Below are 20152 nucleotides of genomic sequence, written 5' to 3' on the forward strand. Positions count from 1 at the left end.
TCCTTCTGCTGTTTTTATTGCGTTGGCGAATCCGTTTGTGGTATTCTCAAAAGGTGAGAAGTTTCAGCGATATAGATGATGTTGACGAGTGGCTGGAACCGATGGATTACAGCGGTTTCTGGTACGCAATTGCGCCGTTTGATCTGGACATCATGACCAAGGAGCATTGTGACCAGCAGATCAGGGAGACCAATGTTTCCGCCGCTGTAGTGCTGAACGTCATGAAGAACTTTGCCCGGCAAGAATTGACGGAAAAACTCGATCTTGACCACCGCATGCCGACCCCCTGGGTGAAACTGGCAACCAGCCATTAGCCCCTCTCGCTTTGTTGCTTGAAGAATTTGAAGCGCGGGCAATTGCCATCACCGGGATGAATGGTGATTTCAGTGCGGAAATTCGTATAGGTGCAGCGCGTATATTGCCGTTCGGCAAACGGATCATTGCCGCCATCACTGTAAAAATCATACGACCAGTTGAGATAAGGCGTGCCAAAAACCAGATAGATTGCGACGAGCGCTGCCGGAAAAATCAGCCACGGGAAAAAACGCAAAATCCTCATGCCTGCCACCCGTCATAGTTGGGCAGTACCACCTTGTAGTCGGGCGGTAATATCTTTCCGCCTTCGTTCGGATTGCCTGACAAATCAGCGGAGAGGGGGAAGAAGTTATTCTGCCGCACTTTCTTGCAATGGAGAGTGGGTTGGCCCGGGATGAATATAATTTGCTGGTCAGCCGGGAGGCTTTGGAGTTGATCAGCGGTGAACAGGCGTTCTTTGCCTAAATTGATTGTTCTTGAAACGTCGGGTTTGCCCGAGCTTTCATTGATGCTGTAACTGACATTCTCAACATCACCGATGGCTTTTGAAATGGTCTCGGCTGCCTGGTTGGTAATTTGCAGATACTGGATGGCGCAATTATCTTCCAAGGTCGCAACTATTTTCACGCCGTTTTGACGTTCCAAGTCCGCTTTTGATTGGGCCAGATACAAGACCTGCAATCCGAACGATCTAAAGATCGTGACATTCTTAATGATGTCCTTGGCCGGAGTGTTTGCTACCTCATCGAAAATCAAAATCGTGCGCCCACACTCGCCGGACATCTGGGCATTCAGAAAGGCGTTGAAAGTCAGCCCATAATAAATACTGAGGTTGGCGGCATTTCTGGCATTTTGGCAGACACATACAATGTAGTTTTCTTTCAGCAATTGCTCATGGGTGATGTCCTCATTCTGTCCAACTTCGTGAAGGGGCCCGCCTTCCATGAAGATCGAGAAGGCCGAGAGCGCTGCCAAAATATGCTGGCTGTAATGCTCGGGATTATCGGCGTGCATTTGCAGTATTTGTCTGGCGCGGTTTTTGGTCAGCGGCGTGCCTTCTTCCGCTTCAATCTCGAGCGCGCTGTGCCATAGATCAGGATCAGCAATCAGGCTGGCTATTCCGCCCGGTGTGGCGTTATCGGGGCTGTGCGCTAGCAGGATTAATATCGCAACGATAACAAGCTCTCTTGGTGATTGCCGAAAATAGAAATTGCGGGGTTCGTTGTCGGGCTCATTTATAAAAACCTTGCTGACACTCTCAATTTCCAGCATCAGATTGGGCGAGTTTTCCCGGTGGGCAGCAATCAAATTGCTAAACGGATTGACGCGCACACGATGAGGATAGGTCTTGCCCATCGACCCGCTATCATCAATGACCGCAAAATTGCGCCCGTATTTCAGGCACAAATCTGCGATCTGGTAGGCCACTTCCGGCTTCACATCGTTGATGATCTGCCCCCGTGTGCTATCTGCCAGCAACGACAAAATCGCCGATATCGTGACACAAGTGGTCTTGCCTGATCCTGCGCCACCATAGACGAGCCAGGACAGGGTGGTGTTCGGCTCATAGATAGGCGTTTCATCCTCAAGAGTGAGGCCGATTACCCGCCGGATTTCTCGGTTTTCTGCCGCTATCTTCCGCACATCTTTGCGGGTCAGTCCAAACGGGTTTTTAAGATGCTGGAGAATGCTTTTGTGGCGTTTTCGCATCACAGCATCCCCGCTTTTACAAGATCTTCGCGGCTGGCAAGTTTGGCATTGTGGGGCGCTGGCCGGGTAAGCATGTCGTCCCGAACGGCGTCGTTCTGCCGTAATTTAAGGGCGGCTGAAATTGCCTTGCCAATCAATCCGGCAGCGGACAGATAACAGCAGATGCTTAAAAAGCCGAACGCCCACCAGTGCGGATCAGTGGGGTACACAACGTAACCCGCCAAGATCAAAAAACAGCCATAGGCAATCATCAGATTGATCTTTGCAACGTCGCGCCATGAGCTATTGAGTTCTTGCATGTGAGGCTCCTTTCTTCGACGCAGCAATGCGCGGCGTGATCTCGTCCCGGAGCCGATCAAGAGTCTTATAATCACCCCAGACTACGTTTCCCTGCTTGGCAGAAATGAGCTCGCGCGAGATGAATTTCAGTTGGCCGACCTGAAATCCGGCGAAGACGGAAATTGCGGTAACGCCTGCTATTGTGATAATTTCGACGGGGTACAAAAGATCACCGAAGGCGACCACAAAACCAATCGCAGCGACCCCGAAGAAAGCAAATGCAAAGCGGAATGGCCGATCCGTATCCACGTGATCCAGGCTTGAAATGGAATAGCTTGTCCGATGCGTTTTGACGGTATCGGTCCCAATGCGCACATACCCCAAAATCATTGAAACCTCCCGGCGCAAACGGGGGAGGACAAAGCCGCAAAAAGCTCTGCGTCCAGATTGCGGATTTTAGACGGGGTGATGAGCCGTGCCGAGCCGGCGTAGAGCGCCCAAGGCATACGGTCTTCCAGTTGGACGTTAACAGCGCATTTGCAGGATGATGAGGCGTGTGCCGCCGCATTTTTGAGGCGCGCATTATATGCGTCTTTCAGTTCTTGATTTTGTTTTTCAATCTGTCCCGCCAGCGGGTTCTGAAACAATGGCTCCACGATATTACAAAGCTGCTTGCCTTCCGGCCCGGCAAACATACCAATGATGCTATTGCAATCCGGGGTTGGAACAGGCGTTTGGAGAGTTGGCGCATCTTGCTTCGCCGCCAGAACAAGAGCTTGTTCACAGCGCGGCAAAAATCTGGACTTTTCGATTGTGCGTGCGCCAATAATCTGTCCGCCGATAAAGAGGGCAAACACCCCATATGCGACACCCGTCAAAACCAAGCCGCCGCCGCCGGGAAGTGTGTTCAGATCAAACATTTATTGCTCCTGTTTCTTTGCGCCTATCTCCATTTTGCCGAAACGACAGTGAGAAAAAGCGGCAGCACCTAAGGCATCACGCGTGACGCCGAGCGCGGTCATTTCCGATTGGGGAATGCTGGTGAGGTCAGCATAAACGGGGGTGGCAACAGAGTTCTTGTTGGCAAGATCGATGCGACGCGTGACCGTTCCTGTGCCGAAATTTACGTAGCACCACTGTCTTTGAATTTTGCCATCGACGACATCATGCGCGGTGGCAAAGGATGTGCCGGTTATGATGACCAGACCGCTATCATTCCATTTTACTTTCTGAAAAAATGAAATGTCTTCTGCATGCGCCAAGGCGTCAGCAAGTTGTTCAATTTCCGGCGCAGGGCGTAATTTTTCGTCCGTCACCCAATCGCCAAACCAAGCATATTTAAATTGCTCGAATTTAAGCCGGGCCTCAAAATGCTTGGCGTCCGCAAAGATAATCACCGCAAATATAAATACGGCAAAAGCCCCAAGCCCTATAATGGCGACGGACTGGCCTGCGCGTATAAGCGCAGACCGTCCTTTCCTTGTCTGTTTCACGGAATGCTCAGCCATCACTCAGCCATCCCGTCAGGTGACAAACCATTCCCATGATCCTTGCGCGGACGCCCGGGTTTGCGCTGGTTCAGGGTATTTTTGGGTGAGGTTGCAACCGGATTTGGCCTGTGAGGCGTCTGCCGCAGCGCCAGCAATTGCTCACGAAATTCGTCAACATCATCCCGGCGCTTAACAGTTGGGTTGATGCCATTTTCGGTAATGTACACATGATATAGACGCGCATATGTGATAACAAACAGCATCAAAGGCAGGCCGATTTCTGCGCCATAAACCACAGCAGCGAAAGGCCAATAATAGGCAATGTAGCTGAGCACATCAGCCAGCGAAGGACGGCTTGGAAACGGTGCAGACTGATCTGCTTTGCCCTCGATAGTTTCAAGAACCCGCTGCAATGCCTTGCCATGGCCGTTTAAAACCGCATCAACATTGCGAGTGGCGATGGGGTGGCCTTGCAACTCAACAGACCCTTGAAGCTCATTGGCATAAGCCAGCAGAAGGCTTTTGGGGATGGCATTATCGAGAATTGCCCCCTCCGCCACGATCTGCGCATGGTTTTTTTGGAGAACGCTGCGCTTCTCGCGAAAACTCAATTCTTGGCTGTCTAATGTGCTCTGATACTCACCAAGCAATTTATTCATGCGTTCGAGAGATTCCTGGCGCGTAATTTCGCCATCGGCCAAAATGTCGGAGATGTTTTGCGCGCGGGTGCTTTTCTCAATCAAAAGCCGAGTGACTGGCCCGGTGCCTGGCTGGCCGCTTTCGCTTAGTGATGCTGAAACGCGTTCACTTTCTGCATGTGCCGGTAAATCGCTTGTAATCGCAGATAGTACCGGGACCGTTTGTGTTGCCTGAATGGCCACTTCATTTTTGGCAGCAGCAGTAGCCGCCATACTGGCGTGATGTTCCTGAAGCTGGATTTCACCAACAGTATCCTGCACATTACCTGTGATGGTTGCCGATGAAATCGCAAAACCAATGGCGACAATCCCGACAATGCTTAAAAATTGCACTCCTTTGAAATTCAAGACACTGAGCACAGTCCCTCGCGTTATCGCAAGATGATTGATCGTATAGGCGCAAACCACTGCAATGAGCGAAATAATCAGGCTCAAAAAAAGCGAGAGTGGCGTGGTGTCACCAAGTATTTTGGACATGGCATTCCACAAAAGGGAAAATTGAAATATCCCTAGAGCTGCGAGCGATAATGTATTGAAACCAATGCCTGGTTTGTTCGGCAGTGCGAAGTTTCCACCATTGTCCCCGGTTTCTGAAAAGGGATTTTCTTCTGCGTAGTCAGTCACGTTCCGTGTCATGTCTTGCTCCAGAATTCAGGACGCAAAAATTCATTGCCGCAAACCGCGCGCATGAAAGCACCGCCCCGATTGTTGAGGTTGATAGGGTTTGGTTGATTGAATTAGGTAGGCCGAGAAGTGGTTAGACCAGAGTCCAGCCGATGCCCCGGCAGCCAGGACAAATAAAATATCTCCTCCAGCAACCCCGCCCCCTGCACACAGGGCATGAAATTTGCTCAAGGGCACCCATGTCAAAATCCGCATCCACTAACGCAGTGGCAGGAATTTGGTCAAAGTCTTCCCAATCTATCGCCGGGAATACATCTGCATCAAAACTTGATACTGTTGGCCAGTATCGGGAGATATCCATGTCCATCTTAAAATGTTCCTTCATATTGGCTTTGCTGAACCCGCAGATGTTGACAAAACAATGCGGTCACCCCTCCCCATAAATTAGAAAACCGGGTATGTGAGGGGGGCGTCTTGGGGTAACGGGTAGTTGTGAGAGAAGGACGTTTTAGATAGTGAAGTCGTGGGTTATTGACTGGCAAACAGCCAATATTAGAGAACGCAAAATTCTCTATCGGTACACACGTGATCAAAAACGCAAATTACACATTGGATGGCTAGGCGTCTTCCAAACCGCTTTGACGACTGCTGTCGGCAATGATTACGAAAACAATTTCCGCAAAGGGAAAATTTCCGGTGAGAGAGCGGCAGAGATATTTCAGTGGATTGCCGGACAGAGCCAGACGATTGCCGATCAAATAGAAGATGAAATATTGCGTGCGCGAGAGAAGGATGACGAAAACGTAGAGCAGTCTGCCACATCATGGAACGAATTATTACAACAGCAAGGTCGTTTTGAGAATATCGAGGTTTATCGTCATACACCCGAACTGAACATCGTGCGTTTTGCAAACCCGGAACCACTCAGCGATTTACGCCTGCGATTGACAGACGAATTCCATTCCGAGGTTACACTTGAGGCACCAGGAACATTGGGTGTTCTACAGGGATATAAATCAGATTGGTATCTGTTACCGATCCTGCGAAATGGACATGTTTTAAAGATTACAACTGCGGGTAAAATCACTATTCCGGAACGCGATAAGGATGGGGGTATCGACCCACTGAGCGAAGACGAAGATGAAGGCAAGCACCGCTTCGTCTTTCTCTGGAGCGCTGAAAACAATATTTTTTTACCTTGGCACAAATGGCCATTTGACAGACCCATTTTACGAAGGCAGCTGGATGAATTCGCGCGGAATTTGTTTTTTTCTCCGAACGCTGATTGGCTGATCTATCGATGCAATCTCCTGATTGGAAAATCATAATAACAACGCGTATGGATTTAGAACGTTCATGACAGGCGTATCTTTGTTTCAAACATTGTGTGATGAGGTTATCACTGACCTTAGAAATTATGCAGTGGAACTGGAAAACGAAATTGATTTTCCTGATTCTGCATATATCGCTGTCAATATTTCTGATTCAGATCAGGCGAGTGCCTCAGCGTCATGGAATGCAACAGACGGTTGTTATCAAGTCACACTTGACCGCGCCCTTTGTGTTTGGGCATTTGATGTTGCGGTAAATTCCAGCATACACATAGACAGCGATTTCAATTCGAATGTATCACATCGGCTGAACTTATCCGATTACAGCCGAAAGTGGTCTATCGATGAGATAAACAGGAAATCTCGTTTGGCAGAACAGAGACTGCCGCCACATCAAAACGGAGTGTGTCATTATTTGTTTGGCACTGTCTGTCTCGTGATATTCTGCCATGAGCTGGCACATATTTTCAGCGGCCATGTGGACTATCTCAAATCTCGCCGGAAATCCGATTGCGTTCTAATTGACGAGTTGAACATTGCACGGCAATCAGAGAAAGCCACTGGTTTGCCATTGAGATTTTTGGAATTTGAAGCTGATTATACTGGCGCGCGCTGGCTTGTTGAATTGGCTGGCGGGAAACGGTTTTGTCCCAGACTATGGCGTGGTTACACCGTTCAACAAAATCTTGTTATGGGCCTCTGGGCCTTCGTGCTTTTCACGATTTCACTGACAGAGGCAGTCAGTCATTCCGGCTATAAATCCGATCAATATCCAGAGCCGATGCTCCGATTCACAACAGCAGTTTCTGCAATGAACGGCATTTGGAACAAACAAGTGCCAGATGCCGAGTTTCAAGAAGAAATCTTCCTGCCTGTAGCCGATTTGTTACAAGCCTTTGAATCGCTTTATCCGGCAATCGATCATGCCAGGGATTTTGCTGACGCAAATTGGGCGAATGCAATGAAATACAAAGCAGCAAAACTTGCTACCGATCACAAGCAGATGACGCTCAAACTCGATCCTTACCGGTTCAATTTTATTTGAATCAATTGTCTCAGCGTAAATGTGTGGCTGTCCGGGCGGGCTCTATTTCACTAAGCGCCTACCTTGCCAAGCGAAACCGAACCAACAGGTTGTTTCGGCGCATGCGCGTAACGATCCCTGACAGAAAAAAGCCAAGCGGACGGCAGTCCAAAGGGTGCTCTCGATCCCACGGCTTTGGCCGCTCCTGCGGGAACACCGGGAACCTTGGCTCACCGATCGACGCGTCCCGCCACCTCAAATGTGGCTCCTGGCAGTCTTCATTTTATGGTGCCGTCGTGGACGGCGTTTTTAAGGACTGGTGGAGGCGGCAGATGTGCCGCCGCTTATAGTGATGCCCGGCACACCGGACATGGAAACCATAGGCCAGCTTACACCGACACAAAACACCTGATCCAATAGCCAAAATCCTCCGGCCCGCTCCATTCACCTCATTGCATTCGGCTCCCGTGTTGTCGGATCGGCTGGCGAGCAGCCGCCGCAAGCGGTGAGGCTTTGGGGTGTTTTGCTTTCGGCACAACCGTCCAAAGAGAAGTCGCCCCCGATAAATCGGAGGCGGCTTTTTTCGTTTTTGGACGCTCGCCGCGAGCAAGGTTTCATGTTCGGGGTAGACAGAAGAAAGTCTGAAAACCTCGTTTTTGAAAACCAACAATGCGAGGAAAAAATGACCCTGATATTTTATGCACAACCCTATGATATTTCTGCCGAAGGCTTCTATTTTCGATCTGTCGATGAGTATGAGAGCCAAGCGACAATCTTACGAAACAGCCACGGCCAAAAGGTCGAGGAATTCGAAATTCAATTCATTGATGGGGAAGGTATTGACTGTGAGCTTGCCAAAGTCTGGGGCTTAAACCAAGTCGAAATTGCCCGATTTATCGAAGCCGCAACCGATTGGGACAATGAGCAAAAAACCCGCTTCATTATTGCTGTTGGAGAATGTGGTTATTCACATGACCAGTTTGCGAATGATCCCGAAGATATTGAAATCGAAATTTACGAACTCGATAGCCTGAAAGAGCTGGCGTATCAGTTTGTAGAAGAAGGACTGTTTGGCGACATCCCTGAACGCATCCAGCACTATCTGGATTATGACGCTATCGCTCGCGATTTAGGTATCGATTACAGCGAAACAACAATCAACAGCACGAACCTGATTTACAGGTGCGCTTGATGGCGTCCTTAAGCCCCTGCACTGTCGGGGGTTTTGGGATGCAATCACGCATCATTTAATCCATTTATCAAAAAGGAAAATTATCATAGAGTTACAACATATTGACCTAAGCCAACTTAAAACGACAAAATTGAATGTCCGTAAAATCGGCGCAAAAGAAATTGATGATCTTGTACCAAGCATTCAATCTCTTGGTATTATTCAGCCGCTATTGGTGCGCAAGAATTGCGAGGGCTTCGAAGTCGTTGCGGGACAGCGCCGCTTTCACGCCTTAAGCAAGATTGCCGAAACAGGCGCTGTAGAACCTGTACCTTGCATTGTCATGCAGGACAGTGATGATGCCAAAGCAATTGAGGCGTCTTTAGCTGAAAACATTGCCCGTCTGCCAATGAGAGAAATTGACCAGTACAAAGCGTTTTCTGCCCTGTCCAAAAAAGGGACAGGCGTTGAAGATATTGCCGCGCAATTTGGAATTACCGACAGGCAGGTCAAACAGCGTCTTGCCCTTGGTAATTTATACGCGCCGATTTTAACCGCCTATGAAAAACAGGAAATAGGCGTCGATACAATCCGCTCCCTAACCTTGGCAACGCCGAAGCAGCAAAAAGCATGGTGGCAATTGTTCAAGAGCGACGAATACGCGCCCCAATTTCACGCGCTGAAAGCTTGGCTTTTTGGTGGGGCGAATATCCCGCTTGAAAATGCGTTGTTTGATGTCGCGGATTATAAGGGGCAGATTATTTCCGACCTTTTTGGGGAGGAAAGCTATTTTGATGACGCAGAGAAATTCTGGGCGCTTCAAAACCAAGCCATTGCCAAGCTGAAACAGGGTTTTCTGGATGAAGGCTGGCAGGAGGTGACTATCCTTGATGTCGGAGAGTTTTATTACAGATGGGATCACGCTGAAACGGATAAAGACAATGGCGGCAGGGTCTATATTTCTGTCAGCAAGCTAGGTGAAGTCTCCCAGCATGTCGGTTATGTCACCCAAAAAGAAGCCAAGCGCAAACAGCAAGAGCAGAGCGGCGAAACGCCCGTATCCAAAAACGGCGAACTCACCAAGTCCATGCAGAATTATCTGGCCTTGCATCGCCATAGCGCGGTGAGAACCGAACTCCTGTCACATCAGGGCATTGCCCTGCGTTTGGCAGTGGCGCAGATCATAGCGGGATCTTCGCTTTGGAGTGTTCAGGCCGACCCGCAAAAGGCCAATACGGACGCCATTGGCGAAAGCCTTGCAACCAATAAGGCGGAAAGCGTGTTTCAGGCCGAACGCGAACGGGTACAGAACCTGTTAGGCCTGTCTGGTGAAGACGGCGAACCCATCGTACCGCGCAAAACCGATTGGGGTAAAAGTCCTGATCTTTACGCCATAGTCGCCAAGCTGCTGGAACTGGACGATGCCAGCGTCAATCTGGTTTTGACCTTTATCGTTGCCGAAACCCTGCCAAGCGGTTCTGCCCTTGTCGAAGTTTTGGGCGAAAAACTGGCGGTGAACATGGCAGATCATTGGCAACCGGATCAAACCTTCTTTGATCTCTTGCGCGAGAAGCAAGCACTCAATGCCATGGTTAAACAAGTGGCAGGCAAAGACACAGCAGACGCACATGTTGCGTCAACCGCCAAAGTCCAGAAGCAGATCATTCAGGACGGCTTGAGCGGCAAGCGCAAGAATGGCAAGCAGGACTGGCAATCGGGCTATATGAGTTTCCCCATGACCGCGTACACCAAAAAGGGCGGCATCGAAGCCTTGGACAGCCGCAAAGCCCTCAAGAAGCTGTTTAAATAGCCGCCACTAAATAAAAACCGCCCGTTGGTTTCGACCAACGGGCGGTTCTCTGCATCCGCAGTAAAAGCAAGTTTTTATGAATTTTTCCGATTTTGCGCGCCATGTAGAATGCGTCCAATGACAGCAATTTGTTTTTCAACCCGGTATAGAATGATGTGTTTTCCATGCACAAATTGGAACGTGCGTTTAGAATAGGCACGACCTATTTTATGGTTGTCACCAATGATTTCAAAAACGGCATCAAGTTCATGCAGATATTTATCTGCCTGCCCTTCGCCGAACGTTTTAAATGTGTGCGTGTAAATATCTTTGAGGTCGCGTTCTGCCCGCCGGGATAGTCTATGCGCCATCCCTGATATCGGCTTTTGCCTCTGCAATGATATCACTCATTGACTTGTCGCTGACACCGCTTGAAAAACCTTCTTCAATGGCATCTTCCAGAGCCTGACGCTTTTCTTCGGTTGAAAGCTTATCAAAGGCGCGTTTTTGCGCATCCGTCGGCACAGCCCACGGATAAACGTTAATTTGAATTGTCTCTAGAACATCGTCTTTCATACAGCAATTATAGCTTAAACCAACTCGATTTGCCAGAATTTTGATGACTTATGGTGTGGCCTGGGAGCCAGTACTGTCATTCAGCATCCGGCAGTGGGTTTCGACAGGCATCTTGAGGATTAAATCAATCCTTAATGACACAACTGCTCCGTTGGTAAAGCCCGCATTCTGCGGGATAGCGTCCATGGGTGCACTTTCAAAGAGGCCGCTGCATCTTTGATGGTTGTATCAGAGCTATCAATCATTGCTTTTGCGTCACGTACCTGTTCATCGGTAATTTTGGGCGGTCTGCCTAACCGGCTTCCCCGCTTGCGTGCCAAGACCAGCCCTTCAATCGTGCGCTCCGATATCTTGCGCCGTTCCCATTCCGCCGCTGCCGCTCTGCTTTGATATTCGTGATTTCCATCTGCCGTGCTGGTGTCGATGTTCATGTTCATGGCCTTGAATTTTATGCCACGCCGCCGAAATTCCTTCTCATAGACAATCGCGTCATACGTCGTCCTGAAAACCCGGTCTAAATCCCAGACAAGAAACGTATCGCCGCGCTGTAGCTTTTGGGCGATTTCCTCAAATATTGGCCGTTTTGCCGATACAGCAGACAGCACTTCAACGAAAAATGCGTCACATAAGCCTTTCAGCCCCTCAATTTGACGATCAGGCCTCTGCATTTTTGTACTGATCCGAAGATATCCATATATCATATTTTTCAATGCGTTAGCTACATATGGTCGGTGACAAGCCAACCAACAAAATCGGTCCTTTTTGTGTGATCCTGAATTTGTGGGGAAGTGCCGGGATTGTGTCCAGCCAAGTCCTTGAAATTGCACGATTACAATTCAATTATAACAAAACCAAGGCATAAAAATCAAATTCCACAATATTGACCGATAATGTTGAATAGAAAAGTTAATATATTAAGTAAATGTAAAAAAATATCAGCGATAATACTTTTATGTATATTTGGAATCAGTGGCATGGAGTCTGCAAAGGCGCAAAATGCCGGTGATATTATGAATAAGATGAGCGACGATCAGAGAACAGGGTATCTGGCAGGCGTTGTTGAGGGTTTGGCCTATTCCCGCTGGTTAAGGGATAATCCAAGCAATGTAGGAATGAAGTGCATTTATGACTGGTTTTATAACGGTGGTATCGATCTCCAAAGGTCGATTGATTCATGGTTTGACCGTCATCCCGATAAACCGGCAGGGCCGTTATTATTTGTGCTGATCAAGAAAGAATGCGGGGAATAAGTTTGGTTCAATTAGGTGACCATTTCAAAGACAAAAACGGCAACCGCATAAATCAGGCGGGCCAACAGCGTTGGTTTATCAAGGCACGTCAGGATAAGCAAAGGCGGGATGACGCCGCCGAGAAATTGGATGACAACATACTTGCTACCGCCGCTGAAACTGTCATGGCGACACAAATTCAGATTGAGGCCTTTGAAGCCAAACTGGACAGCTACGACGAAGCAACCGTTATTGCCTTGATGGAAAATCAAGCGGCAATGGATTTAATCACCGCCCGCATAAATGATCTTCTGGCACGCGCTCATGTCATGGAAGATGGAAGGCGGGTTTTCAAAACGGAAGATGGTGCTCAGGTTTTTGATGAATTCGGACAAGAGGTCAGCCCAGAAGAATTGGATTCTGATCTTATTGACGCGACACATCCAACCTGGGAAAGCTTTTCCGCACTCGATGAACAGCGAACCCAGCTTAGCCAAGAGCAGCAAGAACTTTTTGAGTTTCAGGAAAAAGTTGACGCCGCACGGGTCGAAGCATCCGAGGAAGGGCTGACAGAAAAGCGACTTGAGGAACTGGATGCGGAGCTGTTGGATGCGATGCCGCCAGAAGTTGGAATGCATATTGTGGGATATCAGCCGCCATCACCAGCGCCCGACATGACAGCCGCTTTTGCTGCCAAAGCCATGCCAGCCATAATCCCATCAACCACAGGCGTTCAGGCTGTTTACAAACCAGAAATGTAATTGATGGATGCCTGTGCCGATCCAGCGGCAGCACTGCTGTCTCCAAACCATAACCCAGCCTTTCAACCTGACTAGATGCAAAGAGGTTTTACGCCGCATCTTTCTCTTGCCATGCGCGATTGAGCGAACGGATAAAATGATAGAGATGTTTACGCCCGTCATTATCCGGTAATTCCATGATCTCCGCCGCGAGGAGTAATCCGGTACGGTTTGTATTGGTCGCTGCCGGATGCTGGTCAGTCTCGCCATAGAAAAAGCCGACTGGCGTGCTCAGCGATGCGGCACATTTGCCGATTGCTTCCGCAGTCAATGGGATTTCACCCGCCTCGTATCGTTGCATTGTCGGGGTTGAAACACCCAGTCTCTCGCCCAGAACCTCTTGCGACCACTTGTTGAGACTTCGTATCTGCCGGACACGAAAGCCCAGCTCGACGTTGAATTTGTTTTTCTGTTTCTTTTTCATTGCGGCCCCCATCATCTGATCAGGCGGCAAACGCCTGACACAGGGGAGTGCCAGACGTTTGCGGGGAAAGCCGACTTGAAAGGTATGACGGCTTTGACAGTGCCGTTTTAACCTTGTGGTATAATGCGTGGTGCAGCTTCATGCTTGTCCAATAGAGCCGGAAGACGCGGTTGAACTCGATCTCAAGCGTGCGCTCGGCAATGTAGGCGATTTTGCTCTCTTCGCGGCTCCGGCGCATTTTTCTCAACTCTTTGGATAAGTCCTGCGCTTCCCCCCGGAACAGCTCCAGCATTTCTGTGCTGGCTTTGAAGGGCATATAGTCCGGCACAGTTGTTTCCGCTGTTGCGCGTTCGATTTGCTCCATGATTTCCTGTGCCACGGCCTCACCATAGCGTTTTTCAAGCTCTGCTCTGAGTGCCTCATTGTCTTCTTTTTCAGTATTCTTATTAGTATTACTCATAATAAACCCCCGTGTGTCTCAATATATAAATATGTAAATTAATAATATGTTGTACTTTCTACAGATATATGGTTAAAGAATGGTTAATATATAGTAATAATAGAAATTAAATTCCGGTATAGACAATGATTACTAAAGAACAATTACGCGCAGCAAGAGGTTTGGCGGGCTTCGAGCAAAAATTCGTTGCTGAGAATATCGGCGTAGACCCGAAAACTATTTCCAATATCGAAAACGGAAAGGGCAACGTTTCAAGCCCCCATGCTGCAAAGCTTGTCAATTTCTATGAAACGCGCGGCGTCGAATTTACCGATCACAATGGGGTCCGGCAAATCCCTTCGGGTGTTCGGGTCTATCGTGGAAACGCTGAGTTCCGCCAATTCTATGACGATATCTACGAAACAGCCCGAAAGGTCGGCGGCGAGGTATGCCTTTACAACGCCGCATCACACCTTGTCATCGGCGCTTTGGGTGCTGACTTCGTGAAGGTTCAACAAGAACGCATGCTGGCGTTAAAAGACAAAAAGCCCAATCAATTTAGATACAGGGTTATTTTTGCGGAAGGTGACGGCACATTTTTCGGCGCGTCCTATTGCGAATATCGCTGGATAAATCCCGAACACTTCAATGATACGGCTACCTTTGTCTATGGCGACAAGGTGGGCATTGCCACGTTTGAGAATAACGACGTCATGGTTGTTGTTATCAAGAATGCCGGTTTTGCCGAGTCCCTGAAAAAGCAGTTCAGCTTGCAGTGGCAATTGACGCATGAGCCAAAGTGATGCTCGGGACAATTAAACGCACACACTTCATGGAGACAAAGAACCAGTTCAATGCGCGTGGCGTTTGCGCGAAACACAGATTGGTTGAAGTCATCCCAAACCCAAAGGAGATTATTAATCGTGTGTCGCGCATTCCGTGGAATTGGATCAACAAGGAACTTTACGATGTTGATGTTTTAACCGCGCGGATCAAAAATCAAAATATGCGTTTGTTTGATTTTGTTGAAGCTGGAAAACAGATTGGCTATTGCATCGCTGTACCCCCGGATCAAAATATTACCAGGACGTTTCTTACGGCGGCAAGGCCAAAAAATCCGATTGAGATCGAGAACATCGCCCTGTTCCCCGAACATGCCGGCAATGGCAGAGGCCGTAGCGTGGTCAATCTCATGATGGGTAAGTTGTTTGAAGACGGTCATGATGTTGTCTGCCTCAACACCAGCGAAACAAACTATCCAACATTATCCGCATTCTATGAGCGCATCGGAATGACCAATGTGGGGCAGGATAAAATTCCGGACTTCAACATCAGGACGCGTCAGCCAGAATGCATCGTGGCTTGATCTGATTGCTGCATTGCATCCTGCGCAAATCCCGCGTTCAAAAGTTACGCAAGAATTTGCGTGTTGCGTAATGGTGCTACGTTGGCAACCGCGCAACACGCACAAAATGCTGCCTATGGCATGGTTTTTCTTGAGCGTTGATCTGGAGATCTGCGATTATCTTTTGATGAGCGAAACAAAAACCATCACCCAACATCACAGAACAATGCGATATTTCCCCATCGCTTGTGCAGATCGGGGGAAAGCCAGCCGAAAGCGATTTGGGGTGTGTAGGCTTTCCTCCGGTTTCTTGCGCTTTTGAAAGCTTGAAATGCGACTGGTAGATCGAGATATTGAAAAACTAATCGGGCAACGCCTAAAGAAGGCGCGCCTCGAGGCAGGTCTGACGCAAGCCGCTCTAGCTGAAAAAACTGGTATCAAATTCCAACAACTTCAAAAATATGAGTCTGGCAAGAACAGGATTTCATCATTCAAATTGTTACAATCCGCTATCATCCTGGATCAACCAGTGAGTTATTTTTTGTGTGATGCGCGTGCCGTTTTGACCGGCAGGCAATTATTATCAGAGCCGCGAAGCTTGGATGATGTTGAAACGATTTTCGGCTATGGCCTTATCGTTCATGAAATACGCGACCCTGCATTCAGGCGGTCTATTATCAATCTCATTCGCCGCCACAACAAAATTGCTGAAATCACCTAAATTGGTTTCAGCCCATCCTGTTTTGCCCCGCGCGCAACAATCTTGAGACTGTCATCAGGCAGAGGCCGCTGTAACTTAACGGCCTCGACCTACAACGGCGCTTCGCCTTCAAAGGCCTGACGCGGGTTCGAAGCCAAGCAATACAAAGGTCATTTTGCCTTCTACGTTGAATTTCTGCACCGTTTCGCCAACCCGCACCGCCGTCAGGCAGCGGTAACGCCCTTTGTCTGCCGCCATGGAGACACACACCTGATTATTATCGGTAATTGCATAGGCACCGGTGCCCTTCCAGCCACCGTTTGTCAGTTCGCCCTCCAAAATGTTGCTCGGGTCATAGAAAAATCGAAACTCTTTCTCCCCAGCTTTGGCAGTTACAACTTTTCCGACAATCAGCTCGGCGATCTGGCCTGCGTTGAGCATTTCGCCACCATTGTTGATCGCGGTTTCCAAATCTGTTCCGGCGAAGGCAACGCCGCCCGCCAAGGCAAAAGCTGTCGCCGTCGCGTATGCTTTCAAATGTGTCACGTCAGTTCTCCAATGTTTCTAATGCGTTATCTGGGCGATTGCCCATGTAGCAGTGTTAGGCTGTGCAGGTTGAGTAAGCTTGATCGAAAGCTGATATTTTCTGACATCGAGGTGACAATCCCCAAAGATCATTGAGAAAAAGATCGGCGAAGGGATAGAGTGACTGATGTATTCTTTTGATGACTTTCAGTTTGACCCCGCTACCGGTGGATTATCGCAGAGTGGGAAACCCATCGCTTTGGAACCCCAAGCCATACGGCTATTGGAAGTTCTGATCCGACACCGGGATCGGATCGTCAGCAAAGAAGACCTTATCGAGGAAATCTGGGACGGGCGTGCCATCACGGACGCCGCGCTCAATACGCGGGTTCGATCTGTCCGCAAGGCCTTGGGCGATGCTGCGACCACCTCCAAATTTATCAAAACATTTCCCAAACGGGGGTTCCAGTTTGTCGCTGAGGTAACAACTGGCGTGGCTGCGACGAAGGCCCCGTCTAACCAAATAAGACGGATTATGATTGTTACTGCACTGGCTCTTGCGGTTGCTACCGTCTTTATTGCAATGACCCTGTTCACCACGAAACCCAAAGCGCTTGCGACGGAAAAACCTTCGGTGGCCGTCGTGCAGTTTGAAAACCTTGATGGGCAAAATGGCGCGCAGTATTTTGTCGATGGATTGACCGACGACCTGATTGCGCATCTTTCGCGCCATCGAGAGCTGTTTGTTGTGTCACGTGCGACGATGTTTTCTTACGCAGAAGGTTCGAACACACCTGTGGAAATCGCGCGCGATTTGGGCGTTGGATATGTGGTGCGTGGGAGCGTGCGTCGAGACGGTGGGCAAGTGCGGGTCAGTGGTGAGTTAATAGATATCGATGCCAACAAGACGATTTGGGCTGAAACCTTTGATCGCAAACTCACCGATATCTTCGCCGTTCAGGACGAAATCAGCCAAGCGATTGCGGGCCAGTTGCTCCCTGAGATTTATGCGTCTGACGCTGTCCGGGTAAGGGACGAACCAACCGACGACATGGGCGCCTGGGACCTATATTTGCGCGGGCGTAGCAGCCAGGAAATTTACTCAAAGGACGCGCAAGAAGATGCGGTGCGTTATGCGCAGCAGGCGATTGATCGTGATCCTGAATTTGCCACTGCATACAGTCTGTTGGCGCGTGCACTCGGCACTATGTTTTTCTTTCAATGGACTGAGAACCCGCATGACACGCTGGTGTCTGCGACCGAGGCTGCCAAGCGTGCCATTGAACTGGACGATCAAGATGCTCAGGCGCATGCGGCTTTGGGCTATCTTTACCGATTTACCGGTGATGCAGACCCAGCCATCGCAAATCTGGAGCGGGCTGTTGCACTTAACCCGAATGACGCCCGCATCCGCTTAGAACTGGCGCACACACTCGATTGGTTTCGGTTCCAAGACCGAGCACTTCCACAAATTGAAATGGCCCTCAAGCTCAGTCCTCGAGATCCGCTGTTGCAAAACATGTATTTCTACAAAGGCCATATTCTGTTCCATCTTGGTCGCCACGAAGAAGCGCTTGAAGCAGCGCGTCAGCTTGGAACAGTCGCGACAAGTAACACGTGGCGCGTTTTCCATCATTTGCTGCGCGCAGCCAACCTTATTGAACTGGACCGAGCTGAGGATGCGTTAGATGCGATAGAGGCAGCGCTGGCCATAAATCCAAAACTGTCTGTATTGGCGATGCGACGACAGTTCGCGGGATCTCGGAACCATCCAGAAAATCGCAGGATTTGGTTGGAGAGTTTGAAGAAAGCGGGATTACCCGATCAATGAGCGAGGGTCGGCAAGGCGGACCTTTATGCATTTCGCAGCATCGTGCAGTTTGGGCTCAAAGCTGCCCATTCCCGCACCACAGTATCCAACGAGATAATCAGAATTGCCTGATCACCTACGGCCCTTTGCCGACCTTTGTGTCATCCGCAGCGAACGGCTGTAATCACTGGATCGGCAAAAACCTTTAACGATCACTTTGGTTTGAAAGGGGTTTTGAATAGCGTCAAACAAGGTTGTTGGCGCATGTTCCAAAAACGAGTTTTTTTGGGAAAACCGTTCATCATACTTCCATTAGTGTTCGGTCTCACAAAGCCCGTGATCGGCAAGTGTTTCGATAACGGCGCAGTCTGCTACATTGTCGGATTCACACTTGGTAATGCGCTTCAACTCACGCTCTAACCGCCGCAGTTTTGCAATTCTGGTCTGCACGTCTTTGAGGTGCTGAGCCGCAATACTGTGCGCATCTTGGCATGGCTTCTCAGGATGCTGACTCAAATCCAGCAACCCCCTGATGTCTTCAACCGAGAATCCAAGATCACGGGAATGCCGGATAAATGAGAGGCGTCCTAAGCCGTCTTTTGTGTATCGACGTTGGTTGCCTTCTGAGCGTTCTGGCGCATCAATCAAGCCCATCTGCTCATAATAGCGGATCGTCGGAATTTTCACGCCTGTGCGCTTGGAAAGCTGGCCAATTGAAAACATTAAAAAAATCCTTGAAGCTATAGCTACTAGAGACATTATATTTATAGAGAACCGAATTTGAAAGCCTGCAAATGAACAATACAACTGACGAAACCACACAGCCTGTCCAAAAGGGCGACACTGCTTGCGGATGCTCCGGCAACCCAAAATTTGATGGTGTCAATCCAACCTACAAGCGCGTGTTATGGGTCGTCATATTCATCAATGCCGCAATGTTCGTGGTGGAAATGTCCGCAGGTAAACTTGCAGGTTCGCAGGCATTGCAAGCGGATGCCCTCGACTTTTTAGGCGATGCTTTGACCTATGGTCTAAGCCTTGCTGTTATAGGTATGAGTCTTAAAGTCCGTTCAACCGCTGCTCTGCTTAAGGGTTTGAGTTTGCTGTTTATGGGGCTGTGGGTCTTTGGCTCAACGGTCTACCAGTTTCTCGTTCTTGATATGCCTAAGGCAGAAATTATGGGTCTGATCGGCCTTCTCGCCCTTGCAGCTAACTTGGCAAGTGTCCTGCTACTCATGCGCTACAAAGATGGTGATGCAAATGTCAGGTCTGTTTGGCTGTGTTCACGCAATGATGCCATTGGCAATGTCGCTGTCATGGTCGCTAGTGTGGCGGTATGGCTGACGGCCACAGCATGGCCTGACCTTGTGGTCGCAATATTCATGGCAGGACTTTTCTTGCGGTCCGCCCAGCTCATTCTGGTTCAATCATGGCAGGAATTGCGTTCCGGGGAAGATTCTGGTGCTTTGGACAGTCATGGACATCATCATGCTCATTGAAATCAAAAGACTGTTCGTTTCTTGAAAGCAGTCATTGACCCTACTGAGACCAGAGGTAACTTCGTCCGCAGACTAGACCTTGAAACAAAGCGAAGTGAGAGTGCGCTTCCCGTCTAAACTGTCCTTGCCGGAATCGGCCCAATGCGGACCTTCGTTGATACGATCTGTGTGCTAGGTTCGCACTACAACAATGCGGGACAAACCTGACTTTGGTCGATGCACAAAGCGCTCGCATTTTTTGCACGATCGGCTAATCTCACTGAACAATGACCTATGATGTGACCATGTTAATTCTGCTAGCCGCAGCTTTGCACGCTGGCTGGAATGCATTGATAAAAATCAGTGGCGACCGGATTGCCGTGATGGCGGTTGTC

General features: G+C 49.2%; 26 protein-coding genes. 12 read left to right on the forward strand and 14 right to left on the reverse strand.

The features are described from left to right. Positions 1–53: 53 nt before the first annotated feature. Positions 54–314 carry a hypothetical protein gene (locus tag RAL91_RS08245; protein ID WP_306258390.1) on the forward strand — a complete coding sequence of 87 codons (261 nt, stop codon included), beginning with the start codon at positions 54–56 and terminating at the stop codon, positions 312–314. On the opposite strand, the gene RAL91_RS08250 is transcribed toward RAL91_RS08245, so the two are convergent. From RAL91_RS08250 to RAL91_RS08280, 7 genes are read right to left on the reverse strand one after another with little or no spacing between them, the layout of a single operon-like run. Beyond that, the gene (locus tag RAL91_RS08250; RefSeq protein ID WP_306258391.1) at positions 311–559 is read right to left on the reverse strand and encodes a hypothetical protein; all 249 of its coding nucleotides are present in this window, start codon (positions 557–559) and stop codon (positions 311–313) included. The genes RAL91_RS08245 and RAL91_RS08250 overlap by 4 nt on opposite strands. Continuing rightward, a complete protein-coding gene (locus tag RAL91_RS08255; protein WP_306261304.1) occupies positions 556–2025 on the reverse strand; it encodes a type IV secretory system conjugative DNA transfer family protein in 1470 nt (489 codons plus the stop codon). Before RAL91_RS08255 ends, RAL91_RS08250 begins: the two co-directional genes overlap by 4 nt. Further along, positions 2025–2324: a hypothetical protein gene (locus tag RAL91_RS08260; RefSeq protein ID WP_306261305.1), complete on the reverse strand. Its 300-nt coding sequence runs from the start codon at positions 2322–2324 to the stop codon at positions 2025–2027. The genes RAL91_RS08255 and RAL91_RS08260 overlap by 1 nt, the downstream gene beginning before the upstream one ends. Then, positions 2308–2694: a hypothetical protein gene (locus RAL91_RS08265; RefSeq protein WP_306261306.1), complete on the reverse strand. Its 387-nt coding sequence runs from the start codon at positions 2692–2694 to the stop codon at positions 2308–2310. Before RAL91_RS08265 ends, RAL91_RS08260 begins: the two co-directional genes overlap by 17 nt. Then, entirely contained in the window at positions 2691–3224 is a 534-nt protein-coding gene (locus tag RAL91_RS08270) for a hypothetical protein (RefSeq protein WP_306261307.1), read from the reverse strand. Before RAL91_RS08270 ends, RAL91_RS08265 begins: the two co-directional genes overlap by 4 nt. Next, positions 3225–3812: a hypothetical protein gene (locus tag RAL91_RS08275; protein WP_306261309.1), complete on the reverse strand. Its 588-nt coding sequence runs from the start codon at positions 3810–3812 to the stop codon at positions 3225–3227. It abuts the gene before it with no gap. Then, the gene (locus tag RAL91_RS08280; RefSeq protein WP_306261310.1) at positions 3812–5128 is read right to left on the reverse strand and encodes a hypothetical protein; all 1317 of its coding nucleotides are present in this window, start codon (positions 5126–5128) and stop codon (positions 3812–3814) included. The genes RAL91_RS08275 and RAL91_RS08280 overlap by 1 nt, the downstream gene beginning before the upstream one ends. A gap of 503 nt (positions 5129–5631) precedes the next feature. Between RAL91_RS08280 and RAL91_RS08285 the strand changes: the two genes are divergently transcribed. The 4 genes from RAL91_RS08285 to RAL91_RS08300 all read left to right on the forward strand — a co-directional run bounded on the left by RAL91_RS08285 (position 5632) and on the right by RAL91_RS08300 (position 10452). Continuing rightward, complete coding sequence (locus tag RAL91_RS08285) at positions 5632–6444, forward strand: hypothetical protein (protein WP_306261312.1); 813 nt, start codon at positions 5632–5634, stop codon at positions 6442–6444. Between the two features lie 28 nt (positions 6445–6472). Further along, entirely contained in the window at positions 6473–7492 is a 1020-nt protein-coding gene (locus tag RAL91_RS08290) for a hypothetical protein (protein ID WP_306261314.1), read from the forward strand. A gap of 568 nt (positions 7493–8060) precedes the next feature. Continuing rightward, positions 8061–8663 (forward strand): antirestriction protein ArdA, encoded by a 603-nt coding sequence (locus RAL91_RS08295; protein WP_306261315.1) that lies wholly within the window; start codon positions 8061–8063, stop codon positions 8661–8663. Positions 8664–8763: 100 nt separating this feature from the next. Then, positions 8764–10452 carry a ParB/RepB/Spo0J family partition protein gene (locus RAL91_RS08300; RefSeq protein WP_306262854.1) on the forward strand — a complete coding sequence of 563 codons (1689 nt, stop codon included), beginning with the start codon at positions 8764–8766 and terminating at the stop codon, positions 10450–10452. 74 nt (positions 10453–10526) lie between these two features. Here the strand turns inward: RAL91_RS08300 and RAL91_RS08305 are convergent, their stop codons facing one another. The 3 genes from RAL91_RS08305 to RAL91_RS08315 all read right to left on the reverse strand — a co-directional run bounded on the left by RAL91_RS08305 (position 10527) and on the right by RAL91_RS08315 (position 11708). Then, positions 10527–10802 (reverse strand): type II toxin-antitoxin system RelE/ParE family toxin, encoded by a 276-nt coding sequence (locus RAL91_RS08305; protein ID WP_306261317.1) that lies wholly within the window; start codon positions 10800–10802, stop codon positions 10527–10529. Next, positions 10792–11007: a hypothetical protein gene (locus RAL91_RS08310; protein ID WP_306261318.1), complete on the reverse strand. Its 216-nt coding sequence runs from the start codon at positions 11005–11007 to the stop codon at positions 10792–10794. The genes RAL91_RS08305 and RAL91_RS08310 overlap by 11 nt, the downstream gene beginning before the upstream one ends. Before the next feature lie 131 nt (positions 11008–11138). Next, a complete protein-coding gene (locus RAL91_RS08315; protein ID WP_306262856.1) occupies positions 11139–11708 on the reverse strand; it encodes a recombinase family protein in 570 nt (189 codons plus the stop codon). Positions 11709–11981: 273 nt separating this feature from the next. Here RAL91_RS08315 and RAL91_RS08320 point away from each other — a divergent pair, with 273 nt between their 5' ends. Beyond that, on the forward strand, positions 11982–12257 hold the full coding sequence (locus RAL91_RS08320) for a hypothetical protein (protein ID WP_306261319.1): 276 nt from the start codon (positions 11982–11984) through the stop codon (positions 12255–12257). Between the two features lie 2 nt (positions 12258–12259). After that, positions 12260–12997 carry a hypothetical protein gene (locus RAL91_RS08325; protein ID WP_306261321.1) on the forward strand — a complete coding sequence of 246 codons (738 nt, stop codon included), beginning with the start codon at positions 12260–12262 and terminating at the stop codon, positions 12995–12997. A gap of 88 nt (positions 12998–13085) precedes the next feature. Here the strand turns inward: RAL91_RS08325 and RAL91_RS08330 are convergent, their stop codons facing one another. Beyond that, complete coding sequence (locus RAL91_RS08330) at positions 13086–13460, reverse strand: helix-turn-helix domain-containing protein (protein ID WP_306261323.1); 375 nt, start codon at positions 13458–13460, stop codon at positions 13086–13088. A gap of 19 nt (positions 13461–13479) precedes the next feature. Then, complete coding sequence (locus RAL91_RS08335) at positions 13480–13920, reverse strand: hypothetical protein (RefSeq protein WP_306261325.1); 441 nt, start codon at positions 13918–13920, stop codon at positions 13480–13482. Positions 13921–14045: 125 nt separating this feature from the next. Here RAL91_RS08335 and RAL91_RS08340 point away from each other — a divergent pair, with 125 nt between their 5' ends. The 3 genes from RAL91_RS08340 to RAL91_RS08350 all read left to right on the forward strand — a co-directional run bounded on the left by RAL91_RS08340 (position 14046) and on the right by RAL91_RS08350 (position 15965). After that, positions 14046–14702 (forward strand): helix-turn-helix transcriptional regulator, encoded by a 657-nt coding sequence (locus tag RAL91_RS08340; RefSeq protein ID WP_306261327.1) that lies wholly within the window; start codon positions 14046–14048, stop codon positions 14700–14702. After that, complete coding sequence (locus tag RAL91_RS08345) at positions 14702–15265, forward strand: N-acetyltransferase (protein WP_306261328.1); 564 nt, start codon at positions 14702–14704, stop codon at positions 15263–15265. Before RAL91_RS08340 ends, RAL91_RS08345 begins: the two co-directional genes overlap by 1 nt. 310 nt (positions 15266–15575) lie before the next feature. Next, positions 15576–15965, forward strand: a complete 390-nt coding sequence (locus tag RAL91_RS08350) for a helix-turn-helix domain-containing protein (protein ID WP_306261330.1) — start codon at positions 15576–15578, stop codon at positions 15963–15965. 108 nt (positions 15966–16073) lie between these two features. Here RAL91_RS08350 and RAL91_RS08355 read toward each other — a convergent pair whose 3' ends face one another. Then, positions 16074–16490 carry a hypothetical protein gene (locus RAL91_RS08355; RefSeq protein WP_306257372.1) on the reverse strand — a complete coding sequence of 139 codons (417 nt, stop codon included), beginning with the start codon at positions 16488–16490 and terminating at the stop codon, positions 16074–16076. Positions 16491–16656: 166 nt separating this feature from the next. On the opposite strand from RAL91_RS08355, the gene RAL91_RS08360 reads away from it, so the two are divergent. Continuing rightward, on the forward strand, positions 16657–18300 hold the full coding sequence (locus RAL91_RS08360) for a winged helix-turn-helix domain-containing protein (protein ID WP_306261333.1): 1644 nt from the start codon (positions 16657–16659) through the stop codon (positions 18298–18300). Between the two features lie 291 nt (positions 18301–18591). On the opposite strand, the gene RAL91_RS08365 is transcribed toward RAL91_RS08360, so the two are convergent. Then, positions 18592–19002, reverse strand: a complete 411-nt coding sequence (locus RAL91_RS08365) for a helix-turn-helix domain-containing protein (protein WP_306261335.1) — start codon at positions 19000–19002, stop codon at positions 18592–18594. A 71-nt stretch (positions 19003–19073) separates the two neighbouring features. Here RAL91_RS08365 and RAL91_RS08370 point away from each other — a divergent pair, with 71 nt between their 5' ends. After that, entirely contained in the window at positions 19074–19778 is a 705-nt protein-coding gene (locus RAL91_RS08370) for a cation transporter (protein WP_306261337.1), read from the forward strand. Positions 19779–20152: the final 374 nt, after the last annotated feature.

This window comes from Pararhizobium sp. IMCC21322, assembly GCF_030758295.1.
Taxonomy (GTDB): Bacteria; Pseudomonadota; Alphaproteobacteria; order Rhizobiales.

What these genes read in the sequence shown, in the direction of transcription:
- RAL91_RS08250 (WP_306258391.1), bottom strand. Translation starts at nt 559, where the DNA reads ATGAGGATTTTGCGTTTTTTCCCGTGGCTGATTTTTCCGGCAGCGCTC.
- RAL91_RS08255 (WP_306261304.1), bottom strand. Translation starts at nt 2,025, where the DNA reads ATGCGAAAACGCCACAAAAGCATTCTCCAGCATCTTAAAAACCCGTTT.
- RAL91_RS08260 (WP_306261305.1), bottom strand. Translation starts at nt 2,324, where the DNA reads ATGCAAGAACTCAATAGCTCATGGCGCGACGTTGCAAAGATCAATCTG.
- RAL91_RS08265 (WP_306261306.1), bottom strand. Translation starts at nt 2,694, where the DNA reads ATGATTTTGGGGTATGTGCGCATTGGGACCGATACCGTCAAAACGCAT.
- RAL91_RS08270 (WP_306261307.1), bottom strand. Translation starts at nt 3,224, where the DNA reads ATGTTTGATCTGAACACACTTCCCGGCGGCGGCGGCTTGGTTTTGACG.
- RAL91_RS08275 (WP_306261309.1), bottom strand. Translation starts at nt 3,812, where the DNA reads ATGGCTGAGCATTCCGTGAAACAGACAAGGAAAGGACGGTCTGCGCTT.
- RAL91_RS08280 (WP_306261310.1), bottom strand. Translation starts at nt 5,128, where the DNA reads ATGACACGGAACGTGACTGACTACGCAGAAGAAAATCCCTTTTCAGAA.
- RAL91_RS08290 (WP_306261314.1), top strand. Translation starts at nt 6,473, where the DNA reads ATGACAGGCGTATCTTTGTTTCAAACATTGTGTGATGAGGTTATCACT.
- RAL91_RS08305 (WP_306261317.1), bottom strand. Translation starts at nt 10,802, where the DNA reads ATGGCGCATAGACTATCCCGGCGGGCAGAACGCGACCTCAAAGATATT.
- RAL91_RS08310 (WP_306261318.1), bottom strand. Translation starts at nt 11,007, where the DNA reads ATGAAAGACGATGTTCTAGAGACAATTCAAATTAACGTTTATCCGTGG.
- RAL91_RS08315 (WP_306262856.1), bottom strand. Translation starts at nt 11,708, where the DNA reads ATGATATATGGATATCTTCGGATCAGTACAAAAATGCAGAGGCCTGAT.
- RAL91_RS08320 (WP_306261319.1), top strand. Translation starts at nt 11,982, where the DNA reads ATGGAGTCTGCAAAGGCGCAAAATGCCGGTGATATTATGAATAAGATG.
- RAL91_RS08330 (WP_306261323.1), bottom strand. Translation starts at nt 13,460, where the DNA reads ATGAAAAAGAAACAGAAAAACAAATTCAACGTCGAGCTGGGCTTTCGT.
- RAL91_RS08335 (WP_306261325.1), bottom strand. Translation starts at nt 13,920, where the DNA reads ATGAGTAATACTAATAAGAATACTGAAAAAGAAGACAATGAGGCACTC.
- RAL91_RS08340 (WP_306261327.1), top strand. Translation starts at nt 14,046, where the DNA reads ATGATTACTAAAGAACAATTACGCGCAGCAAGAGGTTTGGCGGGCTTC.
- RAL91_RS08345 (WP_306261328.1), top strand. Translation starts at nt 14,702, where the DNA reads ATGCTCGGGACAATTAAACGCACACACTTCATGGAGACAAAGAACCAG.
- RAL91_RS08350 (WP_306261330.1), top strand. Translation starts at nt 15,576, where the DNA reads ATGCGACTGGTAGATCGAGATATTGAAAAACTAATCGGGCAACGCCTA.
- RAL91_RS08360 (WP_306261333.1), top strand. Translation starts at nt 16,657, where the DNA reads ATGTATTCTTTTGATGACTTTCAGTTTGACCCCGCTACCGGTGGATTA.
- RAL91_RS08365 (WP_306261335.1), bottom strand. Translation starts at nt 19,002, where the DNA reads ATGTTTTCAATTGGCCAGCTTTCCAAGCGCACAGGCGTGAAAATTCCG.
- RAL91_RS08370 (WP_306261337.1), top strand. Translation starts at nt 19,074, where the DNA reads ATGAACAATACAACTGACGAAACCACACAGCCTGTCCAAAAGGGCGAC.